At 72.1% G+C, this 16,200-nt stretch carries 17 protein-coding genes; 3 read left to right on the top strand and 14 right to left on the bottom strand.

Annotated elements, in window-relative coordinates; all coding sequences use genetic code 11:
• Window positions 1–170: 170 nt before the first annotated feature.
• Window positions 171–893, bottom strand: a complete 723-nt coding sequence (locus HT134_RS34470; protein WP_246366114.1) for a YqeB family protein — start codon at window positions 891–893, stop codon at window positions 171–173.
• 225 nt (window positions 894–1,118) lie between these two features.
• Here HT134_RS34470 and HT134_RS47880 point away from each other — a divergent pair, with 225 nt between their 5' ends.
• Both HT134_RS47880 and HT134_RS46295 read left to right on the top strand, forming a co-directional pair.
• Window positions 1,119–2,105: a DNA polymerase ligase N-terminal domain-containing protein gene (locus tag HT134_RS47880; RefSeq protein ID WP_175604671.1), complete on the top strand. Its 987-nt coding sequence runs from the start codon at window positions 1,119–1,121 to the stop codon at window positions 2,103–2,105.
• Between the two features lie 37 nt (window positions 2,106–2,142).
• A complete protein-coding gene (locus HT134_RS46295) occupies window positions 2,143–2,598 on the top strand; it encodes a GNAT family N-acetyltransferase (RefSeq protein WP_175604670.1) in 456 nt (151 codons plus the stop codon).
• Window positions 2,599–2,616: 18 nt separating this feature from the next.
• On the opposite strand, the gene HT134_RS34455 is transcribed toward HT134_RS46295, so the two are convergent.
• From HT134_RS34455 to HT134_RS34420, 8 genes are all read right to left on the bottom strand, one after another.
• Window positions 2,617–3,573, bottom strand: coding sequence for an aldo/keto reductase (locus HT134_RS34455; RefSeq protein WP_312888662.1), 957 nt, complete (start codon window positions 3,571–3,573; stop codon window positions 2,617–2,619).
• Entirely contained in the window at window positions 3,570–3,875 is a 306-nt protein-coding gene (locus HT134_RS34450) for an L-rhamnose mutarotase (protein WP_175604669.1), read from the bottom strand. Before HT134_RS34450 ends, HT134_RS34455 begins: the two co-directional genes overlap by 4 nt.
• Window positions 3,875–4,867: an ABC transporter permease gene (locus tag HT134_RS34445; RefSeq protein ID WP_175604668.1), complete on the bottom strand. Its 993-nt coding sequence runs from the start codon at window positions 4,865–4,867 to the stop codon at window positions 3,875–3,877. The genes HT134_RS34450 and HT134_RS34445 overlap by 1 nt, the downstream gene beginning before the upstream one ends.
• Window positions 4,864–6,312 carry a sugar ABC transporter ATP-binding protein gene (locus tag HT134_RS34440; protein WP_312888661.1) on the bottom strand — a complete coding sequence of 483 codons (1,449 nt, stop codon included), beginning with the start codon at window positions 6,310–6,312 and terminating at the stop codon, window positions 4,864–4,866. The genes HT134_RS34445 and HT134_RS34440 overlap by 4 nt, the downstream gene beginning before the upstream one ends.
• A 29-nt stretch (window positions 6,313–6,341) precedes the next feature.
• Complete coding sequence (locus tag HT134_RS34435) at window positions 6,342–7,373, bottom strand: sugar ABC transporter substrate-binding protein (protein ID WP_175604666.1); 1,032 nt, start codon at window positions 7,371–7,373, stop codon at window positions 6,342–6,344.
• 89 nt (window positions 7,374–7,462) lie between these two features.
• Window positions 7,463–8,197 (bottom strand): SDR family NAD(P)-dependent oxidoreductase, encoded by a 735-nt coding sequence (locus HT134_RS34430; RefSeq protein ID WP_175604665.1) that lies wholly within the window; start codon window positions 8,195–8,197, stop codon window positions 7,463–7,465.
• Window positions 8,194–9,507, bottom strand: a complete 1,314-nt coding sequence (locus tag HT134_RS34425; protein WP_175604664.1) for an L-fuconate dehydratase — start codon at window positions 9,505–9,507, stop codon at window positions 8,194–8,196. The genes HT134_RS34430 and HT134_RS34425 overlap by 4 nt, the downstream gene beginning before the upstream one ends.
• A complete protein-coding gene (locus HT134_RS34420) occupies window positions 9,504–10,349 on the bottom strand; it encodes a fumarylacetoacetate hydrolase family protein (protein ID WP_175604663.1) in 846 nt (281 codons plus the stop codon). The genes HT134_RS34425 and HT134_RS34420 overlap by 4 nt, the downstream gene beginning before the upstream one ends.
• Window positions 10,350–10,876: 527 nt before the next feature.
• On the opposite strand from HT134_RS34420, the gene HT134_RS34415 reads away from it, so the two are divergent.
• The gene (locus HT134_RS34415) at window positions 10,877–12,064 is read left to right on the top strand and encodes a cytochrome P450 (protein WP_175604662.1); all 1,188 of its coding nucleotides are present in this window, start codon (window positions 10,877–10,879) and stop codon (window positions 12,062–12,064) included.
• A 23-nt stretch (window positions 12,065–12,087) separates the two neighbouring features.
• Here the strand turns inward: HT134_RS34415 and HT134_RS34410 are convergent, their stop codons facing one another.
• The 5 genes from HT134_RS34410 to HT134_RS34390 all read right to left on the bottom strand — a co-directional run bounded on the left by HT134_RS34410 (window position 12,088) and on the right by HT134_RS34390 (window position 16,189).
• Window positions 12,088–12,870: an SDR family oxidoreductase gene (locus HT134_RS34410; RefSeq protein WP_175604661.1), complete on the bottom strand. Its 783-nt coding sequence runs from the start codon at window positions 12,868–12,870 to the stop codon at window positions 12,088–12,090.
• 95 nt (window positions 12,871–12,965) lie between these two features.
• Window positions 12,966–13,544 carry a TetR/AcrR family transcriptional regulator gene (locus HT134_RS34405; RefSeq protein ID WP_175604660.1) on the bottom strand — a complete coding sequence of 193 codons (579 nt, stop codon included), beginning with the start codon at window positions 13,542–13,544 and terminating at the stop codon, window positions 12,966–12,968.
• Window positions 13,545–13,610: 66 nt separating this feature from the next.
• Window positions 13,611–13,991 (bottom strand): hypothetical protein, encoded by a 381-nt coding sequence (locus HT134_RS34400; protein ID WP_175604659.1) that lies wholly within the window; start codon window positions 13,989–13,991, stop codon window positions 13,611–13,613.
• Window positions 13,952–14,890: a type IV toxin-antitoxin system AbiEi family antitoxin gene (locus tag HT134_RS47875; RefSeq protein WP_175604658.1), complete on the bottom strand. Its 939-nt coding sequence runs from the start codon at window positions 14,888–14,890 to the stop codon at window positions 13,952–13,954. Before HT134_RS47875 ends, HT134_RS34400 begins: the two co-directional genes overlap by 40 nt.
• A gap of 495 nt (window positions 14,891–15,385) precedes the next feature.
• Window positions 15,386–16,189 (bottom strand): NAD-dependent epimerase/dehydratase family protein, encoded by an 804-nt coding sequence (locus tag HT134_RS34390; protein WP_175604657.1) that lies wholly within the window; start codon window positions 16,187–16,189, stop codon window positions 15,386–15,388.
• Between the last annotated feature and the right edge of the window lie 11 nt (window positions 16,190–16,200).

Raw genomic sequence — 16,200 nt, 5'->3', positions numbered from 1 at the left:
CCTGAACGTCTCCACCCCCTCCGCGCGGACCGAAGCGTCGCGCCGCGGGGGCTCTCGTCCCTTCCGGCGGCTTCTGTCGGAAGGGACGGCCCCGCCGGACCGGCAGCCGTTCAAGAGCCCCGCGCAAGCACGGCATCGACCGCTCATCCGTCCCCGAGCGTCCTCCCGGGTCAGGTCTCGGGGTCCGCCGCTCCGCGGCCGGCGGGGCGCCAGAACTGGCGTTTGCCCTCCTGGCGTACGGCGACGCCCAGCCTCGCCAGCTCTTGCCGCAACTGCTCGGCGTCGTCGTCGTCGCCCTTCTCCAGCGCGCGGGCGCGGGCCCGGAGGTAGGCGTGGGCGGCGTCGGTCAGGTCGGGGTGGCCGTCGGCCCAGCGCCGGAACTCCTCCCGGTGGGGATCGCCCTCGGCCCGCCACGGATAGCCGTGGGCCAGGAACGCCTGGGCCAGCGGGCGCGGCCGGGGCAGGTCGCCGCCCTGCCGGACCAGCTCCTCGGAGTCGTGGCCGAGCAGCACCAGGTGCTTGGCGTCGAGGAAGGCCATGGCCACCGCGGAGCGCGGCAGCTCCTGCCGGGAGCTGCGGTGCGCGATCGACACCCGCCCGTCGTCGATGACGATCTTCACGGTGTACTCGTCGGCGATCACGGCCAGCACGAGGCCCGCGACGACGCCCACGACGACCGCCCCGATCGTGAACGCCGTCGGCGGGATGGACTCGATCAGCCGTAACGGCCCCTCGAACGGGGTCCACGGCAGTGACGTCGCCCACCCGGCGACGTACCGCAGCAGCCAGCCGGCCCCGGCGCCCAGCAGCGGGGCCCCCACCCAGACGACGACCCGATCGCCCGGCGTGGGCAGGGTGGTCGGGCCCGGCGAGGTCGGGTCACCGGATGGCATGGGCAGTGCTCCTTCCGTCGTGAGCGGCTGACGAACGACCGCCACGGCAGGAGGGAAGGGCGGCATGGCGTCCCTCGGCGTCGTTCTCCGCAGCCACCGTAACCATGCGCGAGGTCCCTGCCCTCATCCGAAAGTATGCGCGGTGCGCGACTTTGGTGTTCAGCACTTCCCGCCCCGTCAACGTCGCCGCAGTGCGGGCCGGGTGGGCGGGGGTAGGAGGCGGGTGTGGCCGACAAACTCGCGCGATACCGGAGCAGACGCGACCCCAGCCGTACCCCCGAACCCGTACCCGCGCAGCCCCCCGACCGGCCCGAATCACCGGCAGACCAGGGCGACGGCGACGCGTTCGTGATCCAGGAGCACCACGCCCGCTCCCTGCACTGGGACCTGCGGCTGGAGCACGACGGCGTCCTGGCGTCCTGGGCCATCCCCAAGGGCCTGCCGGCCGACCCGGCCGTCAACCATCTGGCCGTCCACACCGAGGACCACCCGATGGAGTACCTCACCTTCCACGGCGAGATCCCGGCCGGCGAGTACGGCGGCGGCGCCATGACGATCTGGGACCACGGCACGTACGAGACCGAGAAATGGTCCGACCGCGAGGTCAAGGTGGTGCTGCGCGGCTCACGCGCCTCCGGGCGGTTCGTGCTGTTCCAGACGAACGGCAAGAACTGGATGATCCACCGGATGGACCCGCCGGCGCGCGACCCGTTGCCGCCGCTGGAGCCCATGCTGCCGGTCGAGCGCGTCCGGCCGCCGCGCGACGAGGAGGGGTACGCGTTCGAGTTCGCGTGGGGCGGCCGGCGGACGCTGGTGCCGATCGACGGCGGCCGGACGGACGCGGCCCGCGCGTACCCGTGGCTGCGTCCCCTGGCCGCCTCGTTCGGCAGCCGCAGCGCCGTCCTCGACGGTGAGGTGGTCACGCTGGGCGGCGCGGAGGTGCTGGTCTGCTACGACCTGCTCTACGACGACGGCCGCTCGCTGGTGGCCGAGCCGTACACGGCGCGCCGGGCGGCGCTGGAGGCGCTCGGCCTGTCGGCGGCGCGCTGGCAGACCGCTCCGTCGTGGCCCGGCCAGGCCGCGCCGGTCCGCCAGGCGGCCCGCGAGCAGGGCCTGCCCGGGGTCGTCGGCAAGCGCCTCGACTCGCCGTACGAGCCGGGCCCGTCGAAGGCGTGGCTGCTCATCCCCTCGCCCGGTACGTCCCGAAAATGACGCGCGTCGGGCCCGGGCGCGACGACATACTCATCGCGTGCACATCTCGGATATCTCTCCTCACAGCGACCCCTTCGGCCAGGAACTGCTCGATCTGCAGCACGCCGCGTACGCCGTGGAGGCGGAGCTCATCGGCGACGACCGGATCCCGCCCCTGCACGAGACCCTCGACGCGCTGCGCGCCGAGCCGCTGGCCTGGCTCGGCGCCTTCGACGAGGACGGCGCGCTGGTGGGGGCCGTGGCGTGGGAGGAGTCACCGGACGAGATCGACGTCAACCGGCTGATCGTGCACCCCGGCGCCCACCGGCGCGGCATCGGCCGGGCGCTGGTCGAGCAGGTCATGGCGCGGGCGGCCGGCCGCCGGGTGATCGTGTCCACCGGACGTGACAACGTGCCGGCCCGCAGCCTGTACGAGCGGCTGGGGTTCGAGTCCCGGGGCGAGCGCGAGGTGATCCCGGGGCTGTGGATCGCCAGCTACGCCCTCACCGCCTGATCCCACTGATCCCGCGCCTCAGAGCAGCCCCTCCGCCTCCAGTTCCGCCCACAGGTCCTCCGGCACCGGCCGGTCCCACAGCGCCGCGTTGGCGCGCACCTCCTCCGGCGAGCGGGCGCCCAGCACGATCGTGGCCACCGCCGGGTGCCGCAGCGGGAAGGCCATCGCCGCCTGCGGGAGCGGCACCCCGTGCGAGTCGCAGATCGCGGCGACGCGGCGGGCTCGATCGAGGACGGCGGGCGGCGCCGGGGCGTAGTCGAACGTGCCCGACGGCCGGGCGGTGGCCAGCAGGCCGCTGTTGAACACCCCGGCCGCCAGCACCCGCACCCCGCGCTTCGCGCACGCCTCCAGCAGCGGCAGCCCCGACCGGTCGAGCAGGGTGTACCGGCCGGCCAGCATGACCACGTCGATGTCGGTCTCCTCGACGAAGCGCAGCGGCGCCCGCCACTGGTTCATGCCGACGCCGACGGCCTTGACCACCCCCTGCTCGCGCAGCTCGGCCAGGGCCGGATACGCCTGGGAGAGCGCCTCCTCCATGTGGTCGTCGGGGTCGTGGATCAGGGCGACGTCCACGGCCGGCAGGCCCAGCCGTTCCAGGGACTCCTCCAGCGAGCGGCGCACGCCGTCGCGCGAGAAGTCCCAGACCCGCACGCGGTCGGCGGGCACGTCGAAGCCCTGGTCGTCGCGCCCGTCCCGGCTCGACGGCACGAGCAGGCGGCCGACCTTGGTGGACAGCACATATCCCGTACGGCCGGCGAGCGCGGCCCCCAGGCGGCGCTCGGACAGGCCGAGCCCGTAGTGCGGGGCCGTGTCGAACAGGCGCACGCCGCTCGACCAGGCGGCCTCGACCGTGGCGCGCGCCTGCTCCTCGCTCACCGCCTCGTACAGCCCGGCGATCGGCGCGGCGCCGAACCCATGACGCGGCAGGTCCAGCGCGTCGTCTCCCCCGGTCACGTCGTCTCCCGAAACCGTCACGTCAGCTCCCAGACCAGCGAGAGCCCGCCGGAGCCCTTGTCGAAGTCGCCGTCCAGCAGCCGGTTCATCCTGGCCTGCCACGCCCGGTCGGCGGGGTGGTCGCGCAGCGCCGCCTGCAGCGCCGCGTAGTCCTCGACCTCGACGAAGTGGAACAGGTCCAGGCCGTCGCGGTAGATGCGCCAGGAGCGCAGCCCGTGCTCGCGCATGGCCTGCTCCAGCTCGGCCGGGATCTCCGCGTGCTCCCGGTCGTAGATCTCCTCGCAGCCCGGCCTGAGCCGGGTGCGCAGCGCGATCCGTTCCATCAGTCCTGCGCCTTTCCTCCGGCGATGCGGCTGATGATGAGCGCGACCAGGATGATCGCACCGTAGACGACCGGCTGCCAGAAGCCCGAGACGCCCTTGAGGGTGAGGATGTTCTGCACCAGGCCGATGACGAGGACGCCGGTCAGCGCGCCGAGGATCGTGCCCTTGCCGCCGTCCATGCTGACGCCGCCGATGACGGCCGCCGCGAACACCATGAAGATCCAGCCGACGCCCTGGTTGGAGCCGATGGCGCCGAGCCGGCCGGTCTCCAGCACGCCCGCGAGCGCCGCCAGCGTGCCGCCGAGGATGAACACCCCCCACAGCACCCGGTTCACGCGGATGCCGGCGGCGCGGGCGGCGTCGATGTTGCCGCCGATGGCGTACAGGGCACGGCCGATCCGGAAGTAGGCGAGCCCGGCGATGCCCGCCGCGAACAGCACCCCGGCGATCCAGATGGAGGCCGGCAGCCCGAGCCAGACGGCGCTGCCCAGGTAGAGGATCGAGTCGGGGAGCTCGAAGAGCGTCTTGCCCTGGGTGGGGCCGAGCTGGAGCCCGTGCACGATGATCAGCATGGCCAGCGTCACGATGAACGCCGACAGCTGGAACTTGATGATCAGGAAGCCGTTGAAGGCGCCGATGGCCGCCCCGACCAGCAGGCAGAGCGGGATGACCAGGCTGCCCGGCAGGCCGAGCCCGAACCCGCCGGCCGAGGCCGGGATCACCATCATGACCGCGATGGCCGGGGCCATGCCGACCGTCGACTCCAGCGACAGGTCGAACTTGCCGGAGATCAGGATCATGGCCTCGGCCAGCACGAGCAGGCTGATCGCGGCCTGCTGCTGGAGCACGTTCGTCAGGTTGCCGCTCGTCAGGAACGTCGGGTCGAGGAACGCGCCCACGACGAGCAGGATGAGGATCACCGGGACGAGGGTCAGGTCCCGGAACCGGGCGAGCCGCACCCGGGGGGCCGGCGACGCGGTCAGTGTCGTCACTGTTCAATGCCTTCCATCACGGCCACGAGCTCGTGGTCGGTCCACCCACGGGGCACGTCCTTCACGACCCGGCCGTGGAACATCACCAGCACCCGATCGCAGACGCGCAGGTCGTCGAGGTCGTCGGAGACGAGCACGGCGCCGGCGCCCCGCTCGACCGCGTCCTCGACGGCGCCGAGGAGGGCCTGCTTGGCCTTGACGTCCACGCCCGCCGTCGGGTTGATCACTACCAGCGCGGACGGGTCGTCGACCAGCGCCCGCGCGAACACCACCTTCTGCGCGTTGCCGCCGGACAGGTCGCCGACGGGCTGCCCGGGCCCCTCGGTCTTGATGTCGAGGTCGTCGATGAGCTGGACGGCCCGGGCCCGCTGCCGCGACGGGGAGACGGTGCCGAAGCGGCCGAGCTTGCCCGCGACGGGGATGGTGGCGTTCTCGGCGACCGACAGCAGCGGCACGAAGCCCTCGTGGTGGCGGTCCTCGGGGACGAAGCCGAGGCCGGCGCGCAGGGCGGACGGCACGTCGCCGGGGCGTACCCGCACGCCGTTGACCGTGACCGTGCCGGCGTCGGGCTTGCGCAGGCCGACGAGGGTCTCGGCGAGCCCGACCTTGCCGCTGCTGGCCGAGCCGGCCAGACCGACCACCTCGCCGGAGCGGACGGCGAGGTCCACCTCCCGGTAGCGGCCGGCCAGCGACAGGCCCTCGCCGGCGAGCACGACGCGCTCGCCCGGCGTGCGGGCACGGGCCTGGTAGGCGGCCGTGGCCTCGCCGGTCATGGCGCCCACCAGCTCGTCGTGGGAGAAGCCGGCGACGGGCCGGGTGACGATGTGCCGCGCGTCGCGGAAGACCGTGACGCTCTGGCAGATCTCGTACACCTCGTCCAGGTGGTGGGAGATGTACATCATCGTGACGCCCTGCTCGCGCAGCGAGCGCATGCGGGCGAACAGCCGCTCGATGGCGGGACCGTCGAGGCGGGCGGTCGGCTCGTCCAGGATGATGAAGCGGGCGCCGAACGACAGCGCCCGGGCGATCTCGACGAGCTGGCGCTGCTCGACGCTCAGGTCCCCGGCCAGCGCCTGGACGTCCACGTCCACCTCGTACGTGTCGAGCAGCTCGCGCGCCCTGGCCCGCAGCGCCCGCCACCTGATCACGCCGCCGTCGGTCTGCCGGTTGAGGAACAGGTTCTCGGCGACCGTGAGGGCGGGGATGATCGTGGACTTCTGGTAGACGCAGGCGACGCGCCGCCGCCAGGCGTCGCGGTCGGCCAGGGCCGGCGCGGGCTCGCCCGCGAACAGCACCTCGCCCTCGTCGGCGGGCTGCAGGCCGGTGAGGATCGACACCAGCGTGGACTTGCCGGCGCCGTTCCGGCCGACGAGGGCGTGCGTCTCGCCCTCGGCGATCGCGATGCTCGCGCCGTTGAGCGCCACGGTCGGCCCGAAGCGCTTCACGACATTACGAGCTTCAACGTGATATTTCATCACTTGACCTGATTGCCCCAGAGGTTCTTGTCATCCACGTTGTCCTTGGTCACCAGCGGAGCCGGAAGCTGGTCCTCCAGACCGTTGGGCAGCTGGATGATCGTGCTGTCGTGGTCCGTCGGGCCCGCCTTGAAGGTCTTCCCGTCCAGCGACGCCTTCGCGTAGAACATCGCGTACTTCGCGTACAGGTCGGCCGGCTGCGAGACCGTGGCGTCGATCTCGCCCTTGCGGATCGCCGCCAGCTCCTCCGGGATGCCGTCGTTGGAGATCACGAAGACGTGCTTCGGGTCGCCCGGCGGCACCAGCAGGTTCTTCTGCTTGAGCACCTGGAGCGTCGGGGCCAGGTGGACGCCGCCGGCGTGCATGTAGATCCCCTTGATGTCGGGGTTCTGCTCCAGGCGGGTCTGCAGCATGGACGCGGCCTTGCTGCCCTCCCACTCCGTCGGCTCCTCGAACACCGTGATCCCGGGGAACTTGGTCTTCATGCACTCGCGGAACGCCTCGGCCCGGTCACGGCCGTTGACCGAGCTGAGCGAGCCCATGAGCTCCACGACCTTGCCCTTGCCGCCCAGCTTCTCGCCGAGGAACTCGCAGGCCTTCGTCCCGTACGCCCGGTTGTCGGCGCGGACGACCATGGAGACCTTGCCCTTGTCGGGCCGGGTGTCCACGGACACGACGGGGATCTTCTTGTTCTCCAGCTGCTGCAGGGTGCTGGCGATGGCGCCGGTGTCCTGCGGGGCCATGACGATCGCCTTGGCCCCCTGCCCCACCAGCGCCTGCACGTTGCTGACGAGCTTGCCCACGTCGTTCTGCGAGTTGGTGGCCGGCATCAGGTCCACCTTCTGCTCGGCGGCCATCTGCGGGACGTACTTGATGTAGGAGTTCCAGAAGTCGGAGTCGGCGCGCGGGTAGTCGATGCCGACCTTCCCGCCGCCCGCCGCGCCGCTGCCGGCTGTGGACGTACTGCTGGAGCCGCAGGCTGCGACGACCGCCATGAGGGCCGCACCGGCGGCGACCGGGCCGAGCTTCATCGTGGAGACACCTTCCTCGGGCCGGGGCCGGCTCCCCTCTGGAGCCGGCCCTGTGGTGCTGATTTCAGTTGGCGGGCAGGCGGGTGCGCTCAGGGGGCGGGGCGCAGGCGCAGCCCCTGCATGCCTCCGTCGACGGCGAGCGCCATGCCCGTGGTCGCGCTCGCCTCCGGGCTCGCGAGGTAGGCGATCGCGGCGGCGACCTCCTCGGCGGTGACCAGGCGGCCCATCGGCTGCCTGGCGTTCAGCGCCCTGCGCTCGGCCTCCGGGTCCTCGGCCGTGTCGAGCAGCCGGCCGACCCAGGGCGTGTCGGCGGTCCCGGGGTTCACGCAGTTGACGCGGATGCCCTCGCGTACGTGGTCGGCGGCCATCGCGAGGGTCAGCGACAGCACCGCGCCCTTGGTGGCGCTGTAGAGGGCGCGGTTCGGCAGGCCCGCCGTGGCGGCGATGGAGCAGGTGTTGACGATCACCGCGTGCTCCGACCTGCGCAGGTACGGCAGCGCCGCCCGGCTCACCCGCACCATGCCGAGCACGTTGACGTCGAAGACCCGGTGCCACTCGCTGTCGGGGTTGTCCTCGACCGTGCCCTGGGCGCCGATGCCCGCGTTGTTGACGACCACGTCGATGCCGCCGAGCCGTTCGGCCGCCTCGGCGACCGCCGCGCGCACGCCCGCGTCGTCGGTGACGTCCACCTTGATGCCGACGAACGGCTCGCCGGGGGGACGCAGGTCGAGGCACGCGACCCGCATGCCGCGCTCGGCCAGCAGGGTCGCGGTGGCCAGGCCGATGCCCGACCCGCCTCCTGTCACGATCGCTTTGAGACTCATGCGTCCTTCCAGACCTCGCCGTCGGGGAACGTGTAGGCGGCGATCGACTCGGGGCGCATCTCCGCGCTGAAGCCCGGCGCGGAGGGAGCGCGATACCGTCCGTCGTCGATGACGACCGGGTCGGTGAAGTGCTCGTGCAGGTGGTCGACGTACTCGATGACCCGGTTCTCCATGGAGCCGCTGATCGCCACGTAGTCGAACATCGACAGGTGCTGCACCAGCTCGCACAGCCCGACCCCGCCCGCGTGCGGGCAGACCGGGACGCCGAAGCGGGCCGCGAGCAGCAGGATCGCGATGTTCTCGTTGACGCCGCCGACCCGCGCCGCGTCGATCTGCAGGTACGACAGGGCGCCGGCCTGGAGCAGCTGCTTGAAGACGATGCGGTTCTGCACGTGCTCGCCGGTGGCCACCGCGATGGGGCGGACGCCCTCGGCGATCGCGGCGTGGCCGAGCACGTCGTCGGGGCTGGTGGGCTCCTCCACCCAGTGCGGGTTGAACTCGCCCAGCGCCCTGACCCAGGCGACGGCGGAGTCGACGTCCCAGCGCTGGTTGGCGTCGATCGCGATCGGGTAGTCGGGCCCGCACACCTCGCGGGCCACCCGGAAGCGGCGCACGTCGTCGGCGAGGTCGGCGCCCACCTTGAGCTTGATCTGCGGGAACCCCTGGTCCAGGGCCTCCTTGCAGAGCCGCCGCAGCTTGTCGTCGTCGTAGCCGAGCCAGCCCGGCGAGGTGGTGTAGGCGGGGAAGCCCTCGCGCCGGAGCGTCTCGATCCGCCCGGCCTTGCCGTCCTCGGCCTGCCGGAGGATCTCCAGCGCCTGCTCGGGGGTGAGGGCGTCGCTGAGGTAGCGGAAGTCGACCAGGTCGACGATCTCCTCGGGCGTCATCTCCGACAGCAGCAGCCAGAGCGGCTTGCCCGCGCGCCTGGCCCTGAGGTCCCACAGGGCGTTGACCACGGCGGAGATCGCCATGTGCATGACGCCCTTCTCGGGGCCCAGCCAGCGCAGCTGCGAGTCGTTGACCAGCTCCTTGTAGAGCGCGCCGAGGTCCTCGGCGTCCCTGCCGATCACGTACGGCCGCAGGGCGGCGATGGCGCTGGTCTGCACGTCGTTGCCGCGCCCGATCGTGAACGCGAACCCGTGGCCGGAGAAGCCGTCGTCGGTCCTCAGCACGACGTAGGCGGCGGAGTAGTCGGGGTCGGGGTTCATGGCGTCGGAGCCGTCCAGCTCGCGCGAGGTGGGGAAGCGGATGTCGCGCGTCTCCATCTCCACGATCCGGTACGGCCGCGCCGCCTTCTCGACGTCACCCCTCATGCCTGCCCCACCGTCTGCCGCTGCCGGCCCAGCCCCTCGATCTCCAGCTCCATCACGTCGCCGGCCCGCAGGTACGGCTGGCCGGGCATGCCCATGGCGACGCCGGCCGGGGTGCCGGTGTTGATGACGTCGCCCGGTTCGAGCACCATGAACTGGCTCAGGTAGCGGACGATCTCGGCGACGTCGAAGATCATGTTCTTGGTGTCGCCGTTCTGGCGCAGCTCGCCGTTCACCCAGAGCCGCAGCGCCAGGCTCTGCGGGTCGGTGATCTCGTCGGCCGTCACCAGCCACGGCCCCAGGGGGTTGAACGTCTCGCACGACTTGCCCTTGTCCCACTGGCCGCCGCGCTCAAGCTGGAACTCCCGCTCGGAGACGTCGTTGGACACGGCGTACCCGGCGACGGCGTCCAGCGCCTCCTCGCGGCTGTCGAGGTAGCGGGCCCGCCTGCCGATGACGATCGCGAGCTCGACCTCCCAGTCGGTCTTCACGCTGCCGCGCGGCACGAGCACCTCGTCGTACGGGCCGACCATGGTGTTGGCGGCCTTCATGAACACGACCGGCTCGGCCGGCACGTCGGCGCCCGACTCGGCGGCGTGGTCGCTGTAGTTGAGGCCGATGCACACGATCTTGCCGGGCCGCGCGATCGGCGGCCCGACCCGCAGCCCCTCGCCCACGACGACGGGCAGCTCGTCGCGCTCCAGCGCCTCGCGGACGCGGGCCACTCCCCCGGAAGCGAGGAAAGCCCCGTCGATGTCGGGCTCTCCGATGTCACGCAGGTTGCCGGCGTCGTCCATCACCACCGGCCGTTCCTGCCCGACAGGTCCTACTCGCAGCAGCTTCACACCGCATCCTTCGTCAACAAGTCCATACATCGGATGTCTATAGCTCCGATGCTGGTGGGAGCCGAGCAGGGATGTCAAGCCTTCGGGGGGCGATACATCGGATCCGTGGGTGGAAATATGCCGACGCCGCACCCGAAACACCCCAGGAGAAGATCAGGACGCCCCAGAAGACGCGTCGAGAAAGAGCGATGAGACATCGGAGGAGGAAGAACTCCCGTTACCGGACCACAAACGCACGGTGCGAGCGCGATCATCGGACGACTTCGGCCATCACCTCCCGAGCGGAGCGCTCCGCCCGGGACCGGGCGGCCCGTCGCCTGCCGCCAAGGCGCCACCCCCGGCCGGGCGACCGGACCGGACGACCGGGCGAACAGATCCGGAGCGACAAACACCCGATGTCTCATACCCGGCGCGACCGCGGTGAAGCGCGGGTGGCCTTGCGGGACCGGGTGCGGTTGACTGGAGGGCGAACCCGAAAGAGAACACGTTCCAGATTCATGGGAACCGTCCCCCTGAGGTGAGCGACCGTGCGGATCGACCTCGTCGACCAGGATCAGTACGCGCAATCCGGACCACCCCTCGACCAGCTGCGCTGGCTGCGCGAGCACGACCCGGTCCACCGCCACGACGACGACCCCCCGTTCTGGGCGGTCACCCGCTACGAGGACGTCGTGTACGTGTCCCGGCGCTCCGACCTCTTCTCCTCGGAACGCCGGCTCGCCCTGTTCCACGAGGTGCCGGAGGAGCAGCGGGTCTTCCAGCGGATGATGATGCTCAACCAGGACCCGCCGGAGCACACGCGCCGGCGCTCGCTGGTCAACCGCGGCTTCACGCCCCGCACGATCGGGGCGCTGGAGCAGCACATCCGCGACATCTGCGACGACCTGCTCGACAAGTGCTCGGGCGAGGTGGACTTCGTCACCGAGGTCGCGGCCCCGCTGCCGCTGTACGTCATCTGCGAGCTGCTCGGCGCGCCCGTGTCCGACCGCGACAAGCTGTTCTCCTGGTCGAACCGGATGATCGGCGCCCAGGACCCCGACTACGCGGACACGGACGGCGGCGAGGGCGGGGCCGCGGCCATGGAGCTCTACGCCTACGCCAACGAACTGGCCGCCCAGCGCCGGGCGAACCCGCGGGACGACATCGTCACCAAGCTCATCCAGCCGGACGAGCACGGCCAGACGCTGGACGAGAACGAGTTCGACCTGTTCGTGCTGCTGCTCGTCGTGGCGGGCAACGAGACGACCCGCAACGCCGCCTCGGGCGGCATGCTGGCCCTGTCCGACCACCCGGAGCAGTGGGAGCGCCTGGTCGCCGACCCGTCGATGGCGCGCACGGCCGCCGACGAGATCGTCCGGTGGGTGTCCCCGGTCAACCTGTTCCGCCGCACGGCCACCCAGGACCTCACGCTCGGGGGCCGGGAGATCAAGGAGAACGACAAGGTCGTCGTCTTCTACTCCTCGGCCAACCGGGACTCCTCGGTCTTCCCCGACCCGGACGTCTTCGACATCGGCCGCGACCCGAACCCGCACATCGGCTTCGGCGGCGGCGGCGCCCACTTCTGCCTGGGCAACCACCTGGCCAAGCTGGAGCTCAGGGTCCTGTTCGAGCAGCTCGCCCGCCGCTACCCGCGCCTGCGCCGCACGGGCGAGGCGCGGCGGCTGCGCTCGAACTTCATCAACGGCATCAAGGAACTGCCGGTCAAGGTGAACTGACGCCCCGTTTGCCGCGGAGCCGCTCAGACCGTCTTGATCACTCCCCCGTCGGCGAGGTAGTCGGCGCCGGTGAGGTTGCCGGAGACCGGGGACGCGAGGAAGGCCACCAGCGCGGCGGTCTCCTCAGGCTCGGTGAGCCGTCCGGTGGTGATGCCCATCCGGCCGGGCACGCCGGCCAGGAACTCGTCGAGCTCCACACCGGCCGCCCGGGCCAGCTCACCGGCGTAGCCGTCGGGGTCGTCCCAGTTACGGGTGCGCGTCGGCCCCGGGCTCACGGTCAGGGCCCGCAGCCCCTGCCCGCCGAACTCCTCGGCGAGCCCCTTGGTCAGGTTCGTCAGGGCGGCCTTGGCGGTGCCGTAGTCGATCGGCTTGAACGCGGCGCGGGCGCCGATGGAGGACACGTTCACCACGACCCCGCGCCGCCGGAGCAGCCCGGGCAGCAGGGCACGGGTGACGCGCACGGTGGCGAAGAGGTTGAGCTGGAAGGTGCCGAGCCAGGTCTCGTCGTCGATGTCCAGGAATCCGCCGGCCCGCATGCTGGCGTCGAGGACTCCGCCCAGGTTGTTCACGAGGACGTCCACGTCGCCGGCGCGCTCGGCGAGGGCGCACACCCCCTCGGGGGTGGTGAGGTCCGCCTGCACGGCCACCACGTCAGGGTCGGAGAGCCCGCCCGGCCCGGCGCCGACGGTACGGGCTGCGGCGACCACCCGGGCGCCCTCGGCGGCGAACGCCCGCACGACGGCGAGACCGATGCCCTTGCTGGCACCGGTGACGACGACGGTCTTGTCCTTGAGCTGAAGATCCATGATGGGGACACCTTTCTTGAACTCTAGTTACAAAATGCGGGCACGCAGACGCCCCTGAGCACTTCGGAGAAACCCAGGTCGGTGACTCGGACGGCTCAGAGGACGGACAGGGCCGTCTCCGCCAACCGCGAGAGGCGGCGCGGGTCGGGGTCGGCCTTGGCCAGCACCTGGATGCCGTTGATGGTGGTCAGGAAGAACGCGGCCAGCGCCGCCGGGTCACGGTCGGCGCTGATGTCGCCGTCCCGCTGCCCCTCCTCGATGGTGCTGCGGAACGCCGCCTCCTGCCGCTCGAAGGTGCGGCGTACCAGGTGGGCGATCACCTCGTCGCGGTCGGCCAGCTCGACGGCGGCGTTGGTGACCATGCACCCGCGCCGCTCCCGGTCGTCCAGGGCCGCGGCGACCAGGAGTTCGAGGGCGGCGCGCAGCCGCTCCCGCGCCGGGCCGGGCCCGTCCAGCACCTGGAGCAGCCGGGTCGTCTCCCGCTCGTAGTAGCGCCTGAGCGCCCGCTCGTACAACGCCCGCTTGCTGGTGAACGCGTTGTAGAGGCTGCCCCGGCCGATGCCGAGGGCCTCGACGAGCTGCTGCGGCGTGGTGGCGGCGTAGCCGTTGGCCCAGAACACCTCCATGGCCTTGTCCACGGCGGCGTCCGGATCGAACTCCTTGGTGCGTGCCATGCGGCCACCGTAGCCTTACTGGAACTGGAGGTCAAAAATCGGTGCCGGTTCAGACGCCATCCGGCGTCAAGCGGAGGACTCGGGGGCGATGGTCCGCAGTCGCTCGATCTCGGCGAAGATCTCCTGGTCGCTGAGCACGGGCCTGACGGTGAGCCCTCGCGGCCCTGATTCACCGCGGTGCCTGCCGAGGGACGAACAGAGGCCGGCCCGGAGTTCGGCCAGTTCCCGACGGAGTGCATCGCGTTCGGTGAGCACTGCTTGTACGTCGTCCAGGGTGAAAAGCGTCTCGGAGAGGCCCGCCATGGTCCAGCCGCCCTGGCCGGGCTCCCAGAAGATGTCGACCTCGATGCCTTCATGGGGGTCGCCACCAGGTGTCGAGTCCTGGTCGGTGGTCACGTTGAGATCTTCTACGCGGACGTACAAGCCATCGGCGTTGACGTCGACCACGACGGGGGTCTCATCGGGCAGGCCGGTGAGGTGGTCGAGGAGTTGGCGGACGGTAAGCACAGACGCAGGGTGGCATGGGCCGCGCCTGGTGTGCATTCGTTCGCCGCTGCGGGCAGGCCGAGCGAGGCGGCCGCGCCGGGTAAGCGGTGACGGCGGCGGGCGGCGCCGATGCGGGAGAGGACGCGGGTCGTCTGGCGTGGCGTGGGACGCCAGCCGCACTCGATGAGGGCGTTGGCGACGTGCTCCAGCAGGGCGGCCGTCCGGGCGGGGATCACGTCCCTGCGCACCGGGATGACCCGCCAACCCTGCCGGCGCAGCTCCGCGCGCCGTGTGTCGTCGCGGCGCCGGTCGGCCGCCGAGGAGTGGTGCTCCCGGCCGTCGTACTCGACCGCCAGCCGGTACGGCTTCCAGCCCAGGTCGAGGTACGCGTGACGGTCGCCCGGGAGGGGCACCTGGATCTGGGTGGCGGGGCGGGGCAGGCCGCCGTCCACGAGGATGACCCGCAGCCAGCTCTCCGGCGGCGAGCCCGCGCCGCGGTCGGCCAGGGCGAGCGTGTCGCGCACGTGCCACGAGGGGGCCCGGCGCCACAGCTCCTCCAGGTCCACGCCGCGCCTCGCAAACTGGTCGAGGGCGGCCACCGCCTCCAGGCGCGGCAGCCAGCGGGCGCAGTCGAGGGCCGTGCGCCCGGGGGTGGTGACGCGCACGCCCCTGTGCACGGTCACGTCGCCCGGAGGCAGCGTGGCGACGTGGGTCACACAGCCGGGGAGCGCCAGGTGACCGGGGGCGACGAGCTCGACGGGCCAGTCGGCGTCGGTTGCGCCCGGGCTGAGCGCGTTCAGGCCCCACACGTGCGCGGCGGTCTGGCGGCAAGCGACGGCCTGCGGCGCCGCCCGGGTCACCGCCCGCGCCCGCCCGAGGAGCGTGGCCGGGGCAGGGGTGAGCGCGGCTCCGCCGGGGGCTCCCGGGGTGACCCGTGCGGGCCCCGATCCACCGCGCCCGCCTTGGGCGGCACCGGCGGGCGCAGGCCCGCCACGACCGTCCTGGGCAGCACCGGCCGACGCAGGCCCGCCACGCCCGCCCTCGGCGGAACCGGCCGACGCAGATCCGCCACGCCCGCCCTGGGCAGCAGCGGCCGACGCAGGTCCCCCACGACCGCCTTGGGCAGCAGCGGCCGACGCAGGCGCGCCGCGACCGACTTGGGTGATCCGGGCGGCTCCGCTGAGGGGGTCTTCACCGGCCGGGGCGCCGCCGGCCACATCGGGGCCCTGGTCGCAGGTTTCGCTGGAGTGGTTCACGGGCTCAGGATGGCGGGGGTCGAGGCCACGCCCGGGCGCCGAATGCCGTTCTGGGGACGAGGAGAAGCTGTCCACAGCTCGACGGGAAGCCTGCCGGCGCTAGGGAAGCTCGCCGAGCCCGTGGCGGAGGGTGTAGTCAGGCGTCGCGTACGCGCCGCCCTGGAGCGGCTCACCGGCGAAGTACTCGGCCGCCCCCGGGATGCGGTCCGCGTAGTCCTCGGCGTCGTCGCGGGGCCGGTAGCCGAGCCGGTCGTCCAGCTCCCAGAACCGGCGGGTGTTGGCCGACACCGCGTACGCGGCGGTGAAGGTGACGCCGGGCCGGGTCAGCGCCGCCCAGACGAAGCCGGCGCAGTCGTACGGGCTCAGCCAGGTGGCCAGGTGCCGCGGCTCGCTCGGCACGGGCTCCAGGCTGCCGATCCGCAGGCACACCACCTCCAGCCCGAACTTGTCGGCGTACAGCCGGCCCAGGGCTTCGAGGGCGACCTTGCTGACCCCGTACAGCCCGTCGGGGCGCGGCGGCGTCTCGGGCGAGACCGTCTCCGTGGAGGGGTGACAGCCGGTCAGCCGGTTGCTGCTGGCCAGCACCACCCGCCTGACCCCGGTGCGGCGTGCCGCCTCCAGCACGTGGTGGGCGCCCAGGACGTTGGCGTGCAGGAGGTCGGCGAGCGGCGCCTCGTCCGGCACGCCGGCCAGGTGCACGATCGCGTCGGCGCCCTCGACGACCGCCATCACGTCCTCGACGCCGCCCAGCTCGGCCTGCCGGACCTCCTCGTTCGGCCCCTCGGCGGTCAGCGGCACGCGGTCCACGGACACCAGCCGGCTCAGGCGGCCGCGCAGCGGTTCGCGCAGCACGGAGCCGACGTTCCCGGCGGCGCCGGTGAGGACGACACTCTCCATAGTCATGAAGGGGATTG

It is taken from the genome of Nonomuraea rhodomycinica, from assembly GCF_013363995.1.
GTDB lineage: Bacteria > Actinomycetota > Actinomycetes > Streptosporangiales > Streptosporangiaceae > Nonomuraea > Nonomuraea rhodomycinica.
Note: the sequence above shows the minus strand (reverse complement) of the source record. Positions and strands in the feature narration are given on the sequence as shown.